This is a genomic window from Streptomyces sp. MK7, assembly GCF_032658145.1.
GTDB lineage: Bacteria > Actinomycetota > Actinomycetes > Streptomycetales > Streptomycetaceae > Streptomyces > Streptomyces spiralis.
The window spans coordinates 316749-335828 of sequence record NZ_JAVACL010000003.1 but is presented as its reverse complement, the minus strand read 5'-3'; the positions used below and the strand labels follow the sequence as shown (position 1 = coordinate 335828).

The 19080-nt window shown below is 71.3% G+C and carries 16 protein-coding genes and 2 pseudogenes; 10 read left to right on the top strand and 8 right to left on the bottom strand.

Translation table 11 applies throughout. The features are described from left to right. Positions 1–61 precede the first annotated feature (61 nt). From R2S09_RS06240 to R2S09_RS06215, 6 genes and pseudogenes are all read left to right on the top strand, one after another. Complete coding sequence (locus tag R2S09_RS06240) at positions 62–1405, top strand: GH1 family beta-glucosidase (protein ID WP_306187082.1); 1344 nt, start codon at positions 62–64, stop codon at positions 1403–1405. A 147-nt stretch (positions 1406–1552) separates the two neighbouring features. Next, positions 1553–2632, top strand: coding sequence for a PhoH family protein (locus R2S09_RS06235; protein WP_316740088.1), 1080 nt, complete (start codon positions 1553–1555; stop codon positions 2630–2632). Positions 2633–2644: 12 nt separating this feature from the next. Continuing rightward, positions 2645–3142: an rRNA maturation RNase YbeY gene (gene ybeY / locus R2S09_RS06230; protein ID WP_306187084.1), complete on the top strand. Its 498-nt coding sequence runs from the start codon at positions 2645–2647 to the stop codon at positions 3140–3142. An 8-nt stretch (positions 3143–3150) separates the two neighbouring features. After that, the gene (locus R2S09_RS06225) at positions 3151–4467 is read left to right on the top strand and encodes a hemolysin family protein (protein WP_316740087.1); all 1317 of its coding nucleotides are present in this window, start codon (positions 3151–3153) and stop codon (positions 4465–4467) included. Further along, positions 4464–4757 (top strand): annotated as a pseudogene (locus R2S09_RS06220) (MmcQ/YjbR family DNA-binding protein); the annotation flags it as partial. The gene R2S09_RS06225 and the pseudogene R2S09_RS06220, both read left to right, overlap by 4 nt. A gap of 26 nt (positions 4758–4783) precedes the next feature. Next, on the top strand, positions 4784–5143 hold the full coding sequence (locus tag R2S09_RS06215; RefSeq protein WP_306187089.1) for an MmcQ/YjbR family DNA-binding protein: 360 nt from the start codon (positions 4784–4786) through the stop codon (positions 5141–5143). A gap of 31 nt (positions 5144–5174) precedes the next feature. Here R2S09_RS06215 and R2S09_RS06210 read toward each other — a convergent pair whose 3' ends face one another. Then, positions 5175–6596, bottom strand: a complete 1422-nt coding sequence (locus R2S09_RS06210) for an MFS transporter (protein WP_316740086.1) — start codon at positions 6594–6596, stop codon at positions 5175–5177. 109 nt (positions 6597–6705) lie between these two features. Between R2S09_RS06210 and R2S09_RS06205 the strand changes: the two genes are divergently transcribed. Both R2S09_RS06205 and R2S09_RS06200 read left to right on the top strand, forming a co-directional pair. Beyond that, positions 6706–7566, top strand: coding sequence for a helix-turn-helix transcriptional regulator (locus R2S09_RS06205; protein WP_316740140.1), 861 nt, complete (start codon positions 6706–6708; stop codon positions 7564–7566). A 39-nt stretch (positions 7567–7605) separates the two neighbouring features. Beyond that, complete coding sequence (locus tag R2S09_RS06200; protein WP_306187091.1) at positions 7606–7968, top strand: cytidine deaminase; 363 nt, start codon at positions 7606–7608, stop codon at positions 7966–7968. Between the two features lie 20 nt (positions 7969–7988). Here the strand turns inward: R2S09_RS06200 and R2S09_RS06195 are convergent, their stop codons facing one another. Together R2S09_RS06195 and R2S09_RS06190 are read right to left on the bottom strand one after the other, a co-directional pair. Then, a complete protein-coding gene (locus R2S09_RS06195) occupies positions 7989–8327 on the bottom strand; it encodes a P-II family nitrogen regulator (protein WP_030173001.1) in 339 nt (112 codons plus the stop codon). Then, a complete protein-coding gene (locus R2S09_RS06190) occupies positions 8324–9637 on the bottom strand; it encodes an ammonium transporter (protein WP_316740085.1) in 1314 nt (437 codons plus the stop codon). Before R2S09_RS06190 ends, R2S09_RS06195 begins: the two co-directional genes overlap by 4 nt. A gap of 151 nt (positions 9638–9788) precedes the next feature. Between R2S09_RS06190 and era the strand changes: the two genes are divergently transcribed. After that, a complete protein-coding gene (era, locus tag R2S09_RS06185; protein ID WP_306187095.1) occupies positions 9789–10742 on the top strand; it encodes a GTPase Era in 954 nt (317 codons plus the stop codon). Between the two features lie 612 nt (positions 10743–11354). On the opposite strand, the pseudogene R2S09_RS40525 reads toward era, so the two are convergent. The 4 genes and pseudogenes from R2S09_RS40525 to R2S09_RS06165 all read right to left on the bottom strand — a co-directional run. After that, positions 11355–11483, bottom strand: a pseudogene (locus R2S09_RS40525) (RHS repeat-associated core domain-containing protein); the annotation flags it as partial. Positions 11484–11495: 12 nt separating this feature from the next. Then, positions 11496–13583 carry a glycoside hydrolase family 31 protein gene (locus R2S09_RS06175; protein ID WP_399143921.1) on the bottom strand — a complete coding sequence of 696 codons (2088 nt, stop codon included), beginning with the start codon at positions 13581–13583 and terminating at the stop codon, positions 11496–11498. Positions 13584–13881: 298 nt separating this feature from the next. Further along, the gene (locus R2S09_RS06170) at positions 13882–15003 is read right to left on the bottom strand and encodes a carbohydrate kinase family protein (RefSeq protein ID WP_399143925.1); all 1122 of its coding nucleotides are present in this window, start codon (positions 15001–15003) and stop codon (positions 13882–13884) included. Between the two features lie 242 nt (positions 15004–15245). Continuing rightward, positions 15246–16553, bottom strand: a complete 1308-nt coding sequence (locus R2S09_RS06165; RefSeq protein WP_306187100.1) for a glucarate dehydratase family protein — start codon at positions 16551–16553, stop codon at positions 15246–15248. Between the two features lie 338 nt (positions 16554–16891). Here R2S09_RS06165 and R2S09_RS06160 point away from each other — a divergent pair, with 338 nt between their 5' ends. Next, positions 16892–18118 carry an MFS transporter gene (locus R2S09_RS06160; RefSeq protein ID WP_316740082.1) on the top strand — a complete coding sequence of 409 codons (1227 nt, stop codon included), beginning with the start codon at positions 16892–16894 and terminating at the stop codon, positions 18116–18118. On the opposite strand, the gene R2S09_RS06155 is transcribed toward R2S09_RS06160, so the two are convergent. Further along, entirely contained in the window at positions 18070–19074 is a 1005-nt protein-coding gene (locus tag R2S09_RS06155; RefSeq protein ID WP_316740081.1) for an adenosine deaminase, read from the bottom strand. The two genes, R2S09_RS06160 and R2S09_RS06155, sit on opposite strands and share 49 nt — an antisense overlap. Positions 19075–19080 lie beyond the last annotated feature (6 nt).

Genomic DNA, 19080 nt, shown 5'->3' with positions numbered 1-19080 from the left:
CGGCCAGACACGTGAACGGGGCGGGACGCACGGGCGTTGACTTCTGTTACCGCGGGTACGGATGATCCGTCGCATGGCGACTGACGCGGGCACGGCGACGGCACCGATCCCCCGGTTCCCGGACGGCTTCCTGTGGGGCGTGTCCACCTCGGCCCACCAGATCGAGGGGGCGGCCGGCGAGCGGGAGCCGTCCGTCTGGGACGTGTTCACGGCCGAGCCGGGACGGGTCAGGGACGGCTCCACGGCGGCGGTGGCCTGCGACCACTACCACCGCCACCACGAGGACGTGGCGCTGCTGGCGGACCTCGGCGTGGACGCCTACCGCTTCTCGGTCTCCTGGCCCCGGGTGAACTCCCCCGGCGGCCTCGACTTCTACGACCGGCTGGTCGACGAGCTGTGCGCGGCGGGCGTCCGGCCGGTCCCCACCCTCTTCCACTGGGATCTGCCGGCCCGTCTGGACTGGCTGGAGCGGGACACCGCGTCGCGGTTCGCGGAGTACGTGTCGCTGGTGGCCGCCCGCCTGGGCGACCGCGTCACGAAGTGGATCACGCTCAACGAACCCGCCGAGCACACCCTGCTGGGCCACGCCCTGGGCGTGCACGCACCGGGGAGGCGGCTGCTGTTCGACGCCCTCCCGGTCGCCCACCACCAGCTCCTCGCCCACGGCCTGGCGGTGCGGGCGCTGCGCGCGGCGGGGGCGGCGGACATCGGCATCGCCAACTCCCACGGCCCGACGTGGCCCGCTTCGCCGGAGGCGGCGGACGTCGAGGCGGCGGACTTCTACGACGTGCTGCTCAACCGGATGTTCGCGGAGCCGATCCTGCTGGGCCGCTACCCGGAGGGGATCGGCGAGCTGCTGCCCGGCGACGTCGAGGCGGACCTGGAGATCATCGCCGAGCCGCTGGACTGGTACGGGATCAACTACTACGCCCCGGCCCGCGTGGGCGCCCCGCAGGGTGCGGGGACGGAGTTCGGCGGGGTGACCCTGCCGGCGGAGCTGCCCTTCTCGCTGCGCGCGATCGAGGACCGCCCGGTCACGGATTTCGGCTGGCCGGTGGTGCCCGAGGCGCTGACGGAGCTGCTGACCGGCTTCCGCGACCGCTACGGCGACAGGCTCCCGCCCGTCGTGATCACCGAGAACGGCTGCTCCTACGAGGGCCTCGACGATCAGGACCGCATCGCCTACCTCGACGGCCACGTCCGCGCCCTGCACCGCGCGGTGGAGGCGGGCGTGGACGTGCGCGGTTACTTCGTGTGGTCGCTGCTGGACAACTTCGAGTGGGCGGAGGGCTACGCCCGCCGCTTCGGCCTGGTGCACGTGGACTTCGGGAACCCGGCGACGCTGGAGCGGACACCGAAGGCGTCGTACCGCTGGTTCCGGGAGATGCTGCGGGGCCGGCGGTAACCGGACCGGCCGCGGGAGGATCGTTCCGGCGGCCCCGGGAAAAGTCCTACGGCGTTGTCACTCCCCCGTCGTACCCTGGGAAGCGCGAGGCCGCCCTCAGCCAGGCGGCCGTGACGAGGAGGAACCGCAGGCCTTAAGCGCCGGCCCATGACTCAGACACCCGAAGCCAACACCCCCGCGCAGGGGCAGGCACGAGCACAGTTCACCGTCCCCGCCCAGCACCCCATGGTGACCGTGCTGGGTTCCGGCGACTCCCTTCTGCGCGTGATCGAGAAGGCCTTCCCGGGGGCCGACATCCACGTCCGGGGCAATGAGATCAGCGCGGTCGGCGACTCGGCGGACGTCGCCCTGATCCAGCGCGTGTTCGACGAGATGATGCTGGTGCTCCGCACCGGGCAGCCGATGACGGAGGACGCAGTGGAACGCTCGATCGCCATGCTCAAGGCGAGCGAGAACGGGGAGAACGAGGGCCAGGAGACCCCGGCCCAGGTGCTGACGCAGAACATCCTGTCCTCGCGCGGCCGCACGATCCGCCCCAAGACGCTCAACCAGAAGCGCTACGTCGACGCGATCGACAAGCACACGGTCGTCTTCGGCATCGGCCCCGCCGGTACCGGAAAGACCTACCTGGCCATGGCCAAGGCGGTGCAGGCCCTGCAGTCCAAGCAGGTCAACCGCATCATCCTGACCCGTCCGGCGGTCGAGGCCGGCGAGCGGCTCGGCTTTCTCCCGGGCACGCTCTACGAGAAGATCGACCCCTATCTGCGCCCGCTGTACGACGCGCTGCACGACATGATCGACCCGGACTCCATCCCACGGCTGATGGCGGCGGGGACGATAGAGGTGGCGCCGCTGGCGTACATGCGCGGCCGGACGCTGAACGACGCCTTCATCATCCTGGACGAGGCACAGAACACCAGCCCCGAACAGATGAAGATGTTCCTCACCCGCCTCGGGTTCGACTCGAAGATCGTCATCACCGGTGACGTGACGCAGGTGGACCTGCCGAACGGCACGAAGAGCGGTCTGCGGCAGGTGCAGGAGATCCTGGAGGGCGTCGAGGACGTCCACTTCTCCCGGCTGTCCTCGCACGACGTCGTACGGCACAAGCTGGTGGGCCGTATCGTCGACGCGTACGAGAAGTACGACAGCATGTACGGCACCGAGAACGGCGCGCCGAAGCCCGCCGGGCACGGCAGGCCGGGACGCGGGCACAAGGGGAAGTAGACCAGCACGACCATGTCGATCGACGTCAACAACGAGTCCGGAACCGAGGTCGACGAGCAGGCGATCCTCGACATCGCCCGCTACGCGCTCGCGCGGATGCGCATCCACCCGCTCTCCGAGCTCTCGGTGATCGTCGTGGACGCCGACGCCATGGAGCAGCTGCACGTGCAGTGGATGGACCTGCCGGGGCCCACGGATGTCATGTCCTTTCCGATGGACGAGCTGCGTCCGCCGGGCAAGGACGACGACGAGCCTCCGCAGGGCCTGCTGGGCGACATCGTGCTGTGCCCGGAGGTGGCCGCCAAGCAGGGGGCCGAGGCCCCGACGAAGCACTCCATGGACGAGGAGCTGCAACTGCTCACCGTCCACGGTGTGCTGCACCTGCTCGGCTACGACCACGAGGAGCCGGACGAGAAGGCCGAGATGTTCGGCCTCCAGGCGGCCATCGTGGACGGCTGGCGCGCGGAGCGGGGCCTGACCGGGCCGTCCCCGGCGCCGACGGTCTCCTGAGGCCGCCCATGAGTCCACAGATCGTCGTCGGCGCGATCGCGCTGGTCGTCGTGGCCTGGCTCGCCGCCTGCGCGGAGGCGGGCCTCGCGCGCATCTCCAGCTTCCGCGCCGAGGAGGCCGTGAAGTCCGGCCGCAGGGGCAGCACCAAGCTCGCCCGGGTGGCCGCCGACCCGACCCGCTATCTGAACGTGGCGCTGCTGGTGCGGGTGGCGTGCGAGATGGCGGCGGCCGCGCTGGTCACGTACGCGTGCCTGGAGGCGTTCCCGGGCACGGGCGAGGCGCTGGTGGTCGCGATCGCGGTCATGGTGCTCGTGTCGTACGTCGCCGTCGGGGTCTCCCCGCGCACCATCGGCCGGCAGCATCCGCTGAACACGGCCACCGTGGCGGCGTACGTGCTCGTCCCGCTCGCGCGGATCATGGGGCCGATCCCGTCCCTGCTGATCCTCATCGGCAACGCGCTCACCCCGGGCAAGGGGTTCCGCCGCGGCCCGTTCGCCTCGGAGGCGGAGCTGCGCGCGCTGGTCGACCTGGCCGAGCAGGAGTCGCTGATCGAGGACGAGGAGCGCCGGATGGTGCACTCGATCTTCGAGCTCGGCGACACCCTCGTGCGCGAGGTCATGGTCCCGAGGACCGACCTGGTCGTCATCGAGCGCTACAAGACCATCCGCCAGGCGCTCACGCTGGCGCTGCGGTCCGGTTTCTCGCGCATCCCGGTCACCGGGGAGAGCGAGGACGACATCGTCGGGATCGTCTACCTCAAGGACCTGGCCCGCCGCACCCACATCAGCCGGGACGCCGAGAGCGACCTGGTGTCCACGGCGATGCGCCCGGCCGTCTTCGTGCCGGACACGAAGAACGCCGGCGACCTGCTGCGCGAGATGCAGAAGGAGCGCAACCACGTCGCCGTCGTCATCGACGAGTACGGCGGCACGGCCGGCATCGTCACCATCGAGGACATCCTCGAGGAGATCGTCGGCGAGATCACCGACGAGTACGACCGCGAGCTGCCGCCGGTGGAGGACCTCGGCGAGGACCGCTACCGGGTGACCGCCCGCCTCGACATCGGCGACCTGGGCGAGCTGTACGGCCTGGAGGAGTACGACGACGAGGACGTGGAGACGGTCGGCGGCCTGCTCGCCAAGGCACTGGGCCGGGTGCCCATCGCCGGCGCGTCGTCCGTGGTCGAACTCCCCGACGACCGGCAGCTCCGCCTGACGGCAGAGGCCGCCGCGGGCCGCCGCAACAAGATCGTCACGGTGCTGGTGGAGCCGGTCCCGGCGCTCCCGCCCGAACCTCTCGAGGACGAGGAGACGAAGCCGGAGTGACCCCGCAGCAACTGCGCGCCCTCTGTCTGTCCTTCAACGCCGCCGTGGAGGACTTCCCCTTCAACCCGGAGACCTCCGTCTTCAAGGTCCAGGGCAAGCTCTTCGCCCTCTCCGCGCTGGACGCCACGCCCCTGACCGTCAACCTCAAGTGCGACCCCGAGGACGCGATCCGCCTGCGGGGCGAGCACCCCGGGCTCATCGTCCCCGGGGTGGCACATGCTGCGTTCTCTGGGGGGATACCCCCCAGACCCCCCGAGCGGCACTGGAACACGACGGACCTCGACAACGGCTCCTGGACTGGAGACGGTACCCGCACATGACCCCCAAGGAACTGCGCGCCCTCTGTCTGTCCTTCAACGCCGCCGTGGAGGACTTCCCCTTCAACCCGGAGACCTCCGTCTTCAAGGTCCAGGGCAAGCTCTTCGCCCTCTCCGCGCTGGACGCCACGCCCCTGACCGTCAACCTCAAGTGCGACCCCGAGGACGCGATCCGCCTGCGGGGCGAGCACCCCGGGCTCATCGTCCCGGGGTGGCACATGAACAAGCGGCACTGGAACACGGTGACGGTCGACGGCGGGCTCCCGGACCGGCTGGTCCGGGAGCTGGTGGAGGACTCGTACGACCTGGTGGTGGCCGGTCTGCCGCGTGCCGAACGGCTTCGGCTCGACCGGCCCTAGGGCTGACCTAGGGCTGACCTAGGGGCTTGTCCTAGGCGGCCGTCCGCCGGACCCGCAGGCCCAGGGCGACCAGGGCGGCCGCCGCGAGGACGATCGTCGCGTCCAGGGCCAGGACGGTGTGGACGCCCGAGAGGAGGTCGCCGGAGGTGGTGGCCAGGACGCCCAGGAGTGGGATGCCGACCGTGATGCCGACCTGCTGGGTGGAGGTGACCAGGCCGGTGGCCAGGCCCTGTTCCTCGTCGGGGACGCCCGAGGTGACGGTCAGGCCGTAGGAGATGATGGCGCCGAGGTGGCACATGCCGGCCAGCGAGACGGCGGCCGTGGCGAGCCAGACCGACCAGGTGTGGGCGTTCAGGCCGAGCAGCGCGGCGATCAGCGCGCCCTGCCCGGCGAGCGAGCCGACGAGGGTGCGGCGGGCGCCGAACCGGCCGATGACCTTCGCCGCGTAGCCGCCCGCGACCGCCGACAGCACACCCTGGACACCGAAGACCAGACCGGTCTCGAAGGCCGACAGGCGCAGGGTCTCCTGGAGGTAGAGGGTCAGGACGAAGACCACCGTGGACATCATCGAGAAGGTGACCAGACCGCCCAGGTTGCCCCACGCCACCGTGCGGCGGCGCAGCATGGGCAGGGAGACCAGGGGGGCTTGCGAGCGGGACTCCACGACCGCGAACGCGGTCAGCAGGGCGACGCCCGCGATCAGCGCGGCGATGACGTCGGGGCGGCCGAAGCCGTGGTCGGCGGCGGTGGACAGGGCGTAGATCAGCGACAGCAGGCCGGTGGTGACGGTGACCGCGCCTGGGATGTCCAGGCGGGGGCGCTCCGGAGTGCGGGACTCGGGCAGCAGGCCGGGTGCCAGGGGCAGCACGATCAGCGCGAAGACCGACAGCAGCGCCATCGTGGAGCGCCAGCCGAGGGCGTCGGTGAGGACGCCGCCCGCGACCATGCCGACGGTGAAGCCCAGCGACAGCAGGGTGCCGGAGATACCGAGGGCACGGTCACGGGCCGGGCCCTCGGGGAAGGTGGTGGTCAGCAGGGACATGCCGGTCGGCACGATCGCCGCCGCGCCCAGGCCCTGGAGCGCCCGGCCGGCCAGGAAGGACGCCGGGTCCCAGGCGAGGGTGGCCAGCAGCGAGGCGCCCCCGAACAGGGCCAGACCGGTCAGGAACAGCTTCCGGCGGCCGTACAGGTCGCCGACGCGGCCGAACAGCAGCAGGAAGCCGCCCGAGGGCAGCGCGAACGCGGTGACCGCCCACTGAAGGGCCGACCGGCTCATGCCGAGGTCCGTGCCCAGCTCCGGCAGGGCCACGTTCAGCACGGAGAAGTCCAGGGCGACCATGAACTGGGCGGCGCACAGGACGAAGAGGACCAGCTTGTCGCGGGTCGACAGCCGCGGGCCGTCGAGCTGTGCCCGGGCGGGGGTGCTGGGTGAGGTGGTGGTGTCGATCGCCATGGCCAAGAGCCTCGTGCGACCGGAACAGCCGTGGGGAGTCGGAACTTATGGTGGTGGTGGCACCACCAGACACTACGAGGGGGATCCGTACGTGCCTGACACGGACACGATGAAGAGTCAGCGGCTGCGGGAACTGCGCGAGTTCCTGAGGAACAGGCGGGCCCGGGTGACCCCGGCCGAGGCGGGACTGCCGGACGGCGGGGCCCGGCGCCGTACGCCCGGCCTGCGGCGCGAGGAGGTCGCCGTGCTCGCCGGGGTGGGCGCCTCCTGGTACCAGTGGCTGGAGCAGGGCCGGGACATCTCCGTCTCCCCGCAGGTCCTGGACTCCGTGGCCCGGGTGCTCAGGCTCAGCGACGTCGAGCGCCGGCACCTGTACGTGCTCGCCGGGCTGAACCCGCCCGCGCCCGAGGTGGCGCCGGAGAAGCGGGACATGTGCGACGGGCTGCGGCGGCTGATCGACACATGGGTGCCGTATCCGGCGCACATCATGGACATGTACTACAACTGCGTGCTGTACAACGACGCCGCCGCGATCGTGCTGGGCATGCGTCCGGACATCACGCAGAACTGCCTCGTCGACTTCTTCACCGACCCGATGTACCGCTCCCGCAGCAAGAGCTGGGAGTCGAACGCCCGGACGGTCGTGGCACAGTTCCGGGCCGCGTGCGCAGCCCGCCCCGACGACGAGGGGTACCAGGCCGTGCTGGACCGGGCCAGGGCGGCCAGTGCCGAGTTCACGGCGCTGTGGGAGCAGCGGGACATCGAGGACGCCGGGCAGATCCGCAAGGAACTCGACCATCCGCTGGTGGGGCTGCTGTGCATGGAGTCGACGGCCATGAAGGTGCCGGCCCGGCCGGACCTGACGGTCGTGCTGCACACTCCGCTGGACGAGGCGAACACCGCGGCGAAGCTGGAGTGGCTGGCCTCGCCCGGGGGGCGGCGCGGTGCGATGTATCCGGTGGCGGGGTGACCCGGGCGGTCGCCGGTGCCGCTTTCGTATGCTCGGATCATGACCGAGAGCAACGGGCTTGACCCCGAGGACCGCAAGATCGTCACCCTGGCCCGTTCGGTGCGGGCCCGCAACGGCGTGCCGGAGGGCGCGGCCGTACGCGACGAGACGGGCCGTACGTACGCCGCCGGGTCGGTGCACCTCGCCTCGCTGAAGCTCAGCGCCCTCCAGACGGCGGTGGCCATGGCGGTGGCCTCCGGCGCCACGTCCCTGGAGGCGGCCGCGGTGGTCAGCGAGGCGGAGGGCATCGCGCCCGAGGACCGGGCCGCGGTCGGGGACCTGGGCGGCCCCGGGACGCCGGTGCTGCTGGCCGGGCCGGACGGCACGGTCCGGCTGACCGAGCCGGCGGGCCCGGCGGAGTAGACGCGGTAGGGGGCGGTCGCTTACAGCGCGTCCGGGCCGCGTTCACCCGTCCGGACGCGTACGACCGTCTCCACGGGCACGGACCAGACCTTGCCGTCGCCGATCTTGCCGGTCTGCGCGGCCCGGACCACCGCGTCGATGACCGCGTCCGCGTCGGCGTCCTCCACGACGACGTCGATGCGGACCTTGGGCACGAGGTCGACCCGGTACTCGGCGCCGCGGTACACCTCCGTGTGGCCGCGCTGGCGGCCGTAGCCGCTGGCCTCGGTCACGGTCAGACCGTCCACACCCATCTCCTGGAGCGCGGTCTTGACCTCGTCGAGGCGGTACGGCTTGATGATCGCGGTGATGAGCTTCATGCCTGGGTGTTGACCTTCTGGGCGGTGGGGACGAAGGGGGACGCGCCGACCGGGGCGCCGTGCCCCAGGACCCCGTGATCGTAGGCGGTCTCGGCGTGCACCGTAAGGTCCAGGCCGGTGTGCTCCTGCTCCTCGCTCGCGCGCAGGCCCATCACCTTGTCGAGCAGTTTCCCGAGGCCGTACGTCACGGCGAAGGCGTACACCGCCACAACCGCCACGGCCAGCAGCTGCCGGCCGATCGGGGCGAGCCCGCCGCCGTAGAGGAGGCCCTCGGCGCCGCCGGTCATCGCCTTCTCGGCGAACAGGCCGATGAGCAGGGTGCCGATGATGCCACCGACCAGGTGGACACCGACGACGTCGAGGGAGTCGTCGTAGTTCAGCCTGAACTTCCAGCCGACCGCGTAGGAGCAGACGACACCCGCGGCCAGGCCCACGACCAGCGCGCCGAGCAGGGAGACGGTGCCGCAGGACGGGGTGATCGCGACCAGGCCGGCGACCGCGCCGGAGGCGGCGCCCAGGGTGGTGGGGTGCCCGTCGCGCTTGTGTTCGACGAAGAGCCAGCCGAGCAGGCCGGTGCAGCCGGCCGCGAGGGTGTTGAGGAAGGCGGCGGCGGCCAGGCCGGTCGCGCCCATCGCCGAGCCCGCGTTGAAACCGAACCAGCCGAACCACAGCAGGCCGGCGCCGAGCATCACCATGGGCAGGTTGTGCGGGCGCATGGCGTCCTTCTTGAAGCCCAGACGGGGGCCCAGGACCAGGCAGAGCGCGAGGCCGGAGGCGCCGGAGGTGATCTCGACGGGGAGGCCGCCGGCGAAGTCCAGCGCGTGCAGGTGCTGACCGATCCAGCCGCCGGGGCCCCACACCCAGTGCGCGACGGGAACGTATACCAGCAGCGCCCACACGGGCACGAACACCAGCCAGGCGCCGAACTTCGCCCGGTCCGCGACCGCGCCGCTGATCAGCGCGGCCGTGATGATCGCGAAGGTGAGCTGGAAGGTGGCGAAGAGCAGGGTGGGCACAGTGCCGTGGACGTCGGAGGGGCCGAGGCCGGCCATTCCGGCCTGGTGCAGGCCGCCGATGAGGCCGTCCGCCACGTCGTCACCGAAGGCGAGGGAGTAGCCGCAGGCCAGCCAGACCACGGTGACCAGGGCGATCGACACGAAGCTCATCATCAGCATGTTGAGCACGCTCTTCGTGCGCACCATGCCGCCGTAGAACAGGGCGAGGCCCGGTGTCATCAGCAGGACGAGAGCGGTGGCGGCGAGCAGCCAGGCGGTGTCGCCGGTGTCGATGTGTGCGGCGGCGAGGGTCACGGGCGTCTCCAACGGTCCGGGGGCACGTCCGAGGGTCACCGGAGCGCGTTTCCGGTCGCGTACAGGTATGTTTCCGTGACGTTTCGTTGCGCGCGGGTTACCGGAACCTCACGGTGCCGCCGGGCTTTGCGGATCAGGGAGAATGGGCGGCATGAGCGTTCGCACCCCGTCATCCGAAGAGTCGGCCGAGGCCGTCCACCGCGCCGGCTTCGCCTGCTTCGTGGGCCGTCCCAACGCGGGCAAGTCCACCCTCACGAACGCTCTGGTCGGGCAGAAGGTGGCGATCACCGCGAACCAGCCGCAGACGACGCGGCACACGGTACGCGGCATCGTGCACCGGCCGGACGCCCAGCTCATCCTGGTCGACACGCCGGGCCTGCACAAGCCGCGCACGCTGCTCGGCGAGCGGCTCAACGATGTAGTGCGGACGACGTGGGCCGAGGTCGACGTGATCGGTTTCTGCCTTCCCGCGAACGAGAAGATCGGTCCCGGCGACCGCTTCATCGCCAAGGAGCTGGCCGGGATCAGGAAGACCCCGAAGGTCGCCATCGTCACCAAGACGGACCTGGTCGACTCCAAGGCCCTCGCCGAGCAGCTGATCGCCATCGACCAGCTCGGCAAGGAGCTGGGCATCGAATGGGCGGAGATCGTGCCGGTGTCGGCGACGGCGGGCAAGCAGGTGGACCTGCTGGCCGACCTGCTGGTCCCGCTGCTGCCCGAGGGGCCGGCGCTCTACCCCGAGGGTGACCTGACGGACGAGCCCGAGCAGGTCATGATCGCGGAACTCATCCGGGAAGCGGCGCTGGAGGGCGTGCGGGACGAGCTGCCGCATTCCATCGCGGTCGTCGTCGAGGAGATGCTGCCGCGGGAGGACCGGCCGGCGGACAAGCCGCTGCTGGACATCCACGCGAACGTGTTCATCGAGCGGCCGAGCCAGAAGGGGATCATCATCGGGCCCAAGGGCAAGCGGCTGAAGGAGGTCGGCATCAAGTCCCGCAAGCACATCGAGGCGCTGCTGGGGACGCCGGTCTTTCTCGACCTGCATGTGAAGGTGGCGAAGGACTGGCAGCGGGACCCCAAGCAGTTGCGGCGGCTCGGTTTCTGAGGGGGCCGCGCTCGACGGGCGCGTCAGCCCCCGGCGTTGATCAGGCGAAGGAATGGAAAAGCAGGAGGGCTATCCCCACTCCGTGCCGGCCGCCGCGACGCGGACTACGAGAATCTCCGCCTCATGCATCTGCAGATCATTCCGTTATTGGTCCGTTCGAGTCGGTGTCGAACCGCCCCGGGGAGGCCGAACGGCTCCTCCCCGGGGCAGATTCAGAGATTCACACGCGCCCGACGGACTGTCCGGTACGTGTCTCTGGTGGCAACAGCCGTCACTACCTGAGGAAGTGGTAGGGCACGTGCTCGAACCGGGTGCGCTGCCAGCGGCGCCAAAGCCCACCCAAGCCCGACCGTATACCTGATCCGAGTCCGACACCGAAGGCGGAGTACACGGATCCGCTTATGCCGCCGTAGAACATGTGGCGTGCACGGTGTCTCCTGCCCCGGGAAGCACCGGCCAGCGCACCGGCGACGAATCCACCGGCATGAACGCAGCCGGCCAGTGCCATTCCGGCCGTTGCCGAAATGGCGAGCCCGCAGCCGAACCCGACCGCCGCTCCCGCCGTCGCGGACCGGTGCCTGTTGACGAATCGCCACACCCGGCCCCAAAACAGCCGTCGAGGTCGTAATGGGAGATCGGGTCACCGTTGCAGTACTCGTAGGCGTCGGCCGAGCCACCGGGGACCGGGTCGATGGACAGGAAGCGTCCGGTGGTGGGGTCGTAGAGACGGACGCCCATGAGGCGGTGGGTTTGTCAGCGCAGGGCCCGCAGGGCCTTGTCCGCTCCCTTCGCGCCCAGTTTCACGAAGACCGGGGTGGTGCCCAGGGGCGTGGCGTAGGACGTGAGGGTTCTGCCGCCGCGGACGGCTCTGCCGTGGGCCACGTCGTACCAGGTACCCGGCGGAAGGTGGACGCTCCTGGTCGGGGCGTCGGTGAGCTGGGGAGCCGCCAGGACGGCCGGGCCCAGCATCCACTCATCGGTGATCGTGTAGGCGGCCTTGTCGCCCGGGAAGTCGAAGAACAGAGGGCGCATGATCGGATCGCCGGTCTTCAGGGTCTGCTGGACCTGGTCCCAGATGTACGGGGCGAGGCGGGCGTGGCGGGCGATGGCCTGGCGGTAGCGGGCGGTCGTCTCCTCGTCGTACACCACCTTCTGGCCCGTTCTGGCGTCGATCGTGTCCACGGGGGACGTGGAGGCGTACATCAGCGGCATCAGGGCGGCCGACTGCGCCCAGCGGACCAGGACCTGCTTCGTCGGCGCGGGCTGGGCGCTGGAGCCGCCGATCATGTCGGTGGTGACGAAGGGGTAGCCGATGGTGGAGATGGCGAGGTTCTGGGTGACGGAGGCGCGCAGGGAGTTCCAGCCGGTGCCCTTGTCGACCTGGCGGGTGACGAAACCGGCCTGGTGCGCGGCGGTGTCCCAGTGGACGCGGATGCCCACGCCCTGGAGGTCGTACTCGTCTGCGAGTTGGGCGCCCAGGCGCTGGTAGTCCGTGGGCTTGTAGCCCTCGTGGGGTGCGCACCGCTCGTCGAAGAAGCGGGTGTCGAACTTCAGGCCGTCGATGCCGTACGTCTCCATCAGACCCTTGAGCCGGCCCTCGTACCAGGCCTTCGCCTCCGGGTTGCCGAGGTCGACGATGCCCGCGGTGCCGTTCCACCAGGTGACCGTGCAGGGCTTGGCGGTGTCGGCGGCGTCCTTGAGCAGATAGCCGTGGTCGGCGGCGTACTGGTACTGGTCGGAGTCGAGGTTGATCCACAGGGTGACCCAGAGACCGAAGTCGAAGCCCAGGTCGTGGATCTTCCGCGACATCGCCTTGGGATCGGGGTACGCCTTCGGGTCGAAGGTCATGTTCCCGTAGTTGGACTCCCACTTGTCGTCGAGCTGGAGGGCGTGGCCGGTGATGCCGTTGTCGTGCAGGTCCTGGGCGTAGTCGAGGAGCCTGGCCTGGTCGACGTGGGTGTAGAACTGCGCCCAGGAGTTCCAGACGGGCTGGGCGTACTGCCGGTAGCCGGCGTCGCTCTTCGTGGGCTTGCCCACGATGCCGACGTAGTCGCGGTAGACGTCGAGGGGGGTCCGCTCCACGAAGACCGTCGCCCGGTACGGGTCCGCCGACTCGATGTCGAAGCGGCCGACACCGTCGGTGTTCTGGTTGATCGCCACGTCCATGACGTGACCGGTGTCCACGCGCAGTCCGGTCGCGGCGGAGGTGTACCAGAACGGGTCGATCATGTAGTACGAGGCCGGTCCGAAGGCGGGGTGGACCACCTGGCCGCTGTCGAGCGGCCAGGGCTGGTCGGTGCCGGGGCCGCCGTTCGGGGTCTGGGCCTCGCCGTGGCCGTACCAGTGGCCGGCGGACTTCAGGTCGTAGGCCAGGCCGAGGCGTTCGGGAGTGGTGCCGCCGACCTGCCAGTCGAGCTGGTAGCGGTCGGCGGAGGCGGTGACGCGGGCCCGGACCGTGGCACCGGGCGCGGTGGTGGCGGCGGTGAGGGTCAGAACGCCGTTCTTCCAGGACCAGCCGGTGACGCGGGTGGCGTGCTGCCAGGCCCCGGCGGTGCGGAAGCGGAGGGCTCCGGTGTCACCGGGGGCGGTGGCCAGGACGGTGGCTCCCGAACGCCGGGTGGTGAGGGCGAGTTGATCCGTCGCCACATGGAGGGCGTAGCCGGGCGTGGTGCGGCTTGGAGGAACGGTCAGGGTGAGCTCGGCGGCTGACGTGGCGAGTTGGGGGGTTCGGGGGGCGGCGGCGGCCTGTGCGCGGTTCTGCGCGGTGAGGCCGACGGGGAGGGCGAGGGCCAGGGCGAGGGCGGCGAGGAGCACTCGGGGTCTGCGTGTTGGTCTGCGCACGACGCATGTCCTTCGACGGTGAGAAGTCCGGAGCAGCAAGTCATGGTCAGGAGGTACGGGAGCCCGTGCAATATTCGTGCGTGCCTGCAAGATGGCTGCAAAATCGTGCTTGATTCAGCCGATAATTGAGCAGCAAAAGTCAACTGTCAATGGCGTGCTCCGGTGCGGGCTCGGCCCGGCGCCATGACCTGGTGTGCCTGCGGGCAGGGGGACCCGGTAAGTCGGCAGGTCGGCCCCGTACGTCAACCCGGTATGTGCAGCAGGCGGTTCAGGGGGCGTAGTCGCCGGGTGCGGCCGGTCACACGGACCTGCCGAAGCCGATGGTCGGAACGGCCCTGCGCCGCGGCCAGGGCTCCGCGCACGTCTCCGGCACCAGGTCCTCCAGGAAGGCGTACCGCCGCAGGGCCGCCGGGTCCTGGGCGGCCACCGACTGGACCTTGCGCCACCAGGCCGCGACCTCGGACCAGCCGGGCGCCGACAGCGAGCCGCCGAACTCCTGCACGGACAGGGCGGCGGTGAGGCCGGCGAAGGCGAGGCGGTCGGCCAGCGGCCAGCCGGCCAGCGTGCCGGTGACGAAGCCGGCCACGAAGACGTCACCCGCGCCGGTGGGGTCCAGCGCCTCGACGGCGATGGCGGGCACCTCGGCGGTCTCCCCGGTGCGCCGGTCGACGGCGTAGGCGCCGTCCGCCCCGAGAGTGACCACCGCGACCGGCACGAACGCGGTGAGCGCGCGAGCGGCGGCGCGCGGGCAGCCGGTGCCGGTGTAGCGCATGGCCTCCTCGGCGTTGGGCAGGAACGCCTCGCAGTGCTCCAGGTCGGGCAGGGCCGCCAGGTCCCAGGCGCCGGTCTCGTCCCAGCCGACGTCACCGAAGATGCGGGTGCCCCGGCGCGCGGCCTCGGCGATCCAGGGCGAGCGCCTGCCGGGGATCAGGGAGGCCACGGCGGCTCGCGCGCGGGGCGGGCAGGCGAGCGCGCCCTCCTGCATGAAATCGGCGTCGGGGGGCGGCTCGTGGCCGTGCGAGACCATCGTGCGCTCGCCCTCGTAGGCCATGGAGACGGTGACCGGGGAGTGCCAGCCCGGGACGGTGCGGGACGGCGAGAGGTCGATGCCCTCACCCTGTTCCAGCACGTCCCAGCAGTACTCGCCGTAGTGGTCGTCGCCGAAGGCCGCCGCGAGCGCCGTGCGCAGGCCGAGGCGGGCCAGTGCGGTCGCCATGTTGGCCACGCCGCCCGGACTCGACCCCATGCCGCGCGCCCAGGACTCGGTCCCGCGCACCGGTGCGGAGTCGAGCCCGGTGAAGATGATGTCCAGGAAGACGGTGCCCGTGAGATACACGTCCCAGGGCGGGTCGGCCGTCGCCCGCAGCCCGGCCAGCGGATCGAACTGCGGACCGAGGTGGGCGTGCGGCGCCCCGACGATGTACTCCCGGCCCCCCGGTCCCTGGTCCTGGTGGTCCGGCCCCTTTCCGGTGGGTGTGCTGGACGCGGTCACGGTGCGCTCCCTGACGTGGTGCGGACCAGGCCAGTGTGCACCAGAGGGCTGACAACGCGTCGGCGGTCACGCCGGGGCGGGGCGGGACGGCCCGGGCGGGGCAGGGTGACCCGGGGGCAGGGCAGGGCGACCGGGCAGGGCGGGCAGCCGGGGCCGAGGTCGGTGGGCGCCTACCAGCGGGGCACCGCGGGCGTCACCCAGCCCGGCTCGGCGACCCGCATCGCCGCCGCGTCGTCGCGGTCCCTGAGCGAGCCGTCGTCCGCGGCCCACCGCCGGTGCAGTCGGCCCAGTTCGTCGCGGTCGAGTCCGACACCGAGGCCGGGGGCGTCCGAGACGGCGACCCGGCCGCCCTCGAAGGTGAGGCGCTCGGTGAGGACGTCCTCGGACTGCCAGGGGTAGTGGGTGTCGCAGGCGTGGTGCAGGTTCGGCACGGTGGACGCCACGTGGGTCATCGCGGCCAGGCTGATCCCCAGGTGCGTGTTGGAGTGCATGGACACGCCCACTCCGAAGGCGTCGCACAGGGCCGCCAGGTGCTGGGTGTTGCGCAGGCCGCCCCAGTAGTGGTGGTCGGAGAGCACCACCTGCACCGCGTCCCCGGCGAACGCCTCCTTGATCTCGGCGAACGTCGTCACGCACATGTTGGTGGCCAGCGGCACCCCGGTCCGCGCCGCCACCTCGGCCATGGCGGGCGTGCCCAGCGCCGGGTCCTCCAGGTACTCGAGCAGGTCCCCCAGTTCCCGCGCCACCCTCACCGACGTCTCCACCGACCAGGCCCCGTTGGGGTCCAGCCGCAGCGGGTGCCCGGGGAACGCCTCCGCCAGCGCCCGTACGGCGGCGATCTCCTGCTCCGGCGGGAAGACCCCGCCCTTGAGCTTGAACGAGGTGAAACCGTGGCGCTCCTTGAACCGGCGGGCCTGCTCCACCACTCCGGCGGGGTCGAGGGCGGCGCCCCAGTCGTCCTTCTCGGAGGGCACACCGGCGGGATGAGCGGCCCACTTGTAGAAGAGGTAGGCGCTGTAGTCGACCGAGTCCCGCACCTTCCCGCCGAGCAGCGCGTGCACGGGCAGGCCCAGCGCCTTGCCGAGGGCGTCGAGGCAGGCGACCTCGAAGGCGGACAGGACGGACAGGCGCAGCTTGTCGGCGCTCTGGACCCCGCGCAGCCCGCCCGCGTCCACCTTCCCGCTGATCCGGGACTCGTCCACGCCGAGGTCGGTCGCGAACAGCAGGTTCACATCCATGACCGACCGTCCGGTGAGCCGCTCGGCGAGCGGACGGGCGAGCTCCAGGTACTTGGTGTCGCCGTAGGTCTCCCCGAGCCCGGTGATCCCGTCGGCGGTGACGACCTCCACGATCAGCCGGGGCGTGTACGGCTGGTGGACGCCCTGTGTGTTCAGCAGCGGCGGGTCGGCGACCAGGATCGGCGTCAGCCGCACCTCGGCGACGGTCAGATCGCGGGCTGCGTCGGTGGCACGGGTCACGGGGAGGCTCCTACGAGGTCGGGTCCGGCGGCGAGGAAGGCCTTGAGGCCGGGGACGGGGAGTCGGGGCGTCGGCGGGGCCGGCGAGGGCGCCGCCCACCAGGCTATCCCTCCCCATCCCCTCTCATGAATGCCGTACACATACAGGAACGAAAGATCGTCTCTACTACCCGCACCCTCACCTCGCAAACCAAAACGTGACGCAGATCGCATCGCTCGCTGTTCTTTCCCGAACCACGTGCTTGGTACAACTTGTTCGCGCGGGCACGTCCGTCGACGACCGTCGCCCCTCTCTCTTTTCCGAGTCCCGTTGTTCTGAGCCGTTTTCTGGGAACGCCCGTGTCCGCCCGCCGCCCCCTGCCCTGGTCCCTCGTCGCCCTGTTCATGGCCGGGAACCTCGCCCCCTATCTGCTGCCGACCACCGTCGGCAGGCTCGAGAGCGGCCTTCCGCTCACCGCCACCCAGGCGGGTGCCATCGGCACTGCGCTGCTGCTGAGTTCGGCGACGGCGGGTTTCCTGCTGGCTTCCCGGGTCGACCGGATCGGGGGGCGTACGCTCGCCCGCCTCGGCCTCGCGCTCGCCCTCCTCGGCTACGGCGGCGCGGCCCTGACCACCGTCGTACCGGCCGTCGTCGCCGGTGCGGTGGCCGGCGGGTTCGGCTCGGGCACGCTCACCGCGGTCGCCGTGAGTGGCTTCGCCGCTCATCGCGACCCGCACCGCGTCACGACGTACGGCCTGCTCTGTGTCTCCGCCCTCGCCGGCGCCCTGTATCTGACGCTGCCTCACCTCGGGGCGGGCCACGGCCTCCCCTTGGCGGCGATCGCCCTGACCGCGCTCGCCGTCTGGCCGCTCACCGGCCGCCTGACCGGCCCCGCGGTCCCGGACCGGGCCGTGGCCGGCGAGCGGCGGCTCCCCCATCGCCGCGCCGGGCTGCTGCTGGCCGCGAGCATGCCCTGCTGGTCCCTCGCGCAGAACGCCCTGTGGGGCGTGAGCGGCCGGCTCGGACTCGTACAGGCGCATCTCACCGAGGTCACCGTGGGCGCGGTGTTCGCGGTGGCGCTCGGCGCCGGACTGGTCGGGGTCGCCGGCGCGGGCGTGCTCGGCACCCGGTTCGGCCGGGCGGTGCCCATCGGCGGCGGTACGGTGCTGATCGCGGCCTGTATAGCGCTCAGCGCCTCCGCCACCGACCTGCCCGCGTTCGCGGGCGGGGAGATCGCCTGGAACCTGTTCTACCCGGTGGTGCAGACGTACGTCATCTGCCTCGCCGCCTCACTCGACCCGCGCGGCCGCTGGGCGGTGTTCGTCGGCTCGGCGGGCTCCCTGGGCACGGCGGCGGGCCCGCTGACCGGGAGCCTGCTGGCGGGACGCGCGGGCTTCCCCGTGATGGGCGAGGTGCTGGCCCTCCTCCTGCTGCTGACCGCCGTGCCGTTGACGGCGGTGGCGCTGCGCGCGGGCAGGCGGCTCCTGCCGGTCGTGGAAGTCCCGGTGGAGGCGCCCGCCGCGGCCGTGCGCAGCGCCTACGACACCGCGTCCCCGAACTGGTACGCCTCCACCTCGGCGAGGTAGCGGGCGCGCCGCTCCTCGTCGTCCTCCAGGAAGGAGGCGAGGAAGGAGTTGCGGGCCAGTTCGCGCAGCCGCTCCTCGGTCAGGCCCAGGGTGCGGTGGACGGCGGCGAAGTTGTCGCCGGCGTAGCCGCCGAAGTAGGCCGGGTCGTCGGAGTTGACCGTGCACAGCAGACCGGCGTCCAGCATGGCGGGCAGCGGGTGGTCGGCCAGGGTGTCGACGGTGCGCAGCCGTACGTTCGACAGCGGGCACAGGGTCAGCGGGATCCGCTCGCGGACGAGCCGCTCGACCAGCGCGGGGTCCTCCAGGCAGCGCAGCCCGTGGTCGACGCGCTCCACGCCGAGCACGTCCAGCGTCTCGGTGATGTACTCCGGCGGGCCCTCCTCACCGGCGTGCGCCACGCGGCGCAGCCCGAGGGCGGCGGCGGCCTCGTAGACCGCGCGGAACTTCACCGGCGGATGCCCGACCTCGGCGGAGTCGAGTCCGACGCCGGTGATCCGGTCGAGGTACGGCTTGGCCGCGTCCAGCGTCGTCAGGGCCGACTCGGCGGACTGGTCGCGCAGGAAGCACATGATGAGCCTGGTGGAGATCCCGTGGTTCTCCGCGCTGTGGCCCAGCGCCCGCCACAGGCCCTCGACGACCGTCCCCATGCCGACCCCGCGCGCGATATGGGCCTGCGGGTCGAAGAAGATCTCGGCGTGCCGCACGCCCTGTGCGGCGGCCCGCGCGAGATAGGCGTTCGCCAGGTCCTCGAAGTCCCGCTCGGTGCGCAGGACGGCCATCAGTTCGTAGTACAGGTTCAGGAAGGACTGAAGATCCTCGAACCGGTAGGCCTCGCGGAGCTGGTCGGTGTCGGCGTACGGCAGCGTCACGCCGTTGCGCGCGGCCAGCTCGAAAGCCAGCTCGGGCTCCAGGGTGCCTTCGATGTGCAGGTGCAGTTCTGCTTTGGGCAGGGGCATCAGAGC